The sequence below is a fragment of the Geothrix edaphica genome (genome assembly GCF_030268045.1).
GTDB lineage: Bacteria > Acidobacteriota > Holophagae > Holophagales > Holophagaceae > Geothrix > Geothrix edaphica.
Genome location: NZ_BSDC01000006.1, coordinates 1 through 1,240, shown reverse-complemented (window position 1 = coordinate 1,240; position 1,240 = coordinate 1). Strand labels below are relative to the sequence as shown.

The 1,240-nt window shown below is 61.6% G+C and carries 1 protein-coding gene; it reads right to left on the bottom strand.

The window, feature by feature from the left end; all coding sequences use genetic code 11:
* Window positions 1-19 precede the first annotated feature (19 nt).
* Window positions 20-1,179, bottom strand: a protein-coding gene (locus tag QSJ30_RS14455) for an IS3 family transposase (RefSeq protein ID WP_285610395.1) whose coding sequence is annotated in 2 segments (ribosomal slippage) — window positions 20-927 and window positions 927-1,179 — 1,161 coding nt in all. Because the reading frame shifts where the segments join, the coding sequence is not laid out codon by codon here.
* Window positions 1,180-1,240 lie beyond the last annotated feature (61 nt).

Here is a 1,240-nt window from a genome sequence, read left to right as displayed (position 1 = left end):
TCTGACGTCCTCCCCACTTCTATACCAAGGATGTTGAGAGTCCTGGGTTAAGGGTTGTCTCGCTGGGATTCGCGGAGGGAGGCGTAGCCGACCGGAGTGAATCCCAGCGGCGCGCGGCTTCGGCTGGTGTTTGATCGCCGAGGGGTCCGTGGGGTCTGAGGTGATTGTAGTCCTGTCGCCAGGCTTCGGTGATTCTCCGGGCCTCCTGGATGCTCCGGAACCAGTGCTCGTTGAGACATTCGTCCCGGAAGCGCCCGTTGAAGCTTTCGCAGGTCCCGTTCTGCATGGGCTTCCCAGGTTGGATGAAGTGGTGCCGGATCCTCCGCTGGTAGCACCACTGGTCGAACACCCGACTGGTGAACTCCGGCCCGTTGTCCGTGACGATGACCTCTGGCCTGCCCCGCTCGTGGATGATCCGATCCAGCACCCGCCCCACCCGAAGACCCGGCAGGCTCGTGTCCACCTCGATGGCCAGGCACTCGCGGGTGAAGGTGTCGACCACGTTCAGCGTCCGCAGCGCCCGGCCATCGGCTAAGGCGTCCGAGGTGAAGTCCATGGCCCACTGCTCACCAGGCCGGGTAGGGGCTTGGAGGTCCTTCCTGGGACAGCCCTTCAACCGCTTCCGAATGCGCTTCCGAACGGAGAGCCCCTCCTCCTTGTAGAGTCGGTAGATCCGTTTCACATTCACCGGGAAGCCCTCCCTCCGCAGGAGCACATGAAGACGCTGATAGCCGAAGCGCTTTCGCTCGGCTGCCAGTTCCAAAAGCCTTTGGCGCAGTTCGACCCAGTCCTTTCGCCTGGACTGATACCGATAGCTGCACCGCTGCATCCCGATTACCCGGCAGGCCCGCCGTTCGCTCATCTGAAACTGGGTCCGAAGGCCACTCACGGCCTTCCGTCGATCCGGGGGCCTCAGAATTTTTTTGTGAGCAGGAACCTCAGGCCCTGATTGTCCAGCGAGAGCTCTCCCACAAGCTGCTTCAGCTTTCGGTTCTCCTCCTCCAGACCCTTCAGCCGCTTTGCATCGGCCACGTCCATCCCGCCGAACTTGGCCTTCCAACGGTAGAAGGTCTGCTCGCTGACTCCGAGCTTTCGGCAGATCTGTGCCGTCGTCCTGCCGGCCTCGTGCTCTTTCAAGGCCAAGATGATCTGCTCCTCGGTGTATCTGCTCTTTCTCAAGGGGCCCTCCAGAGGGGGAGGACTCACATTATCCTTGGTCTAGTTTTCCGGGAGGACGTCA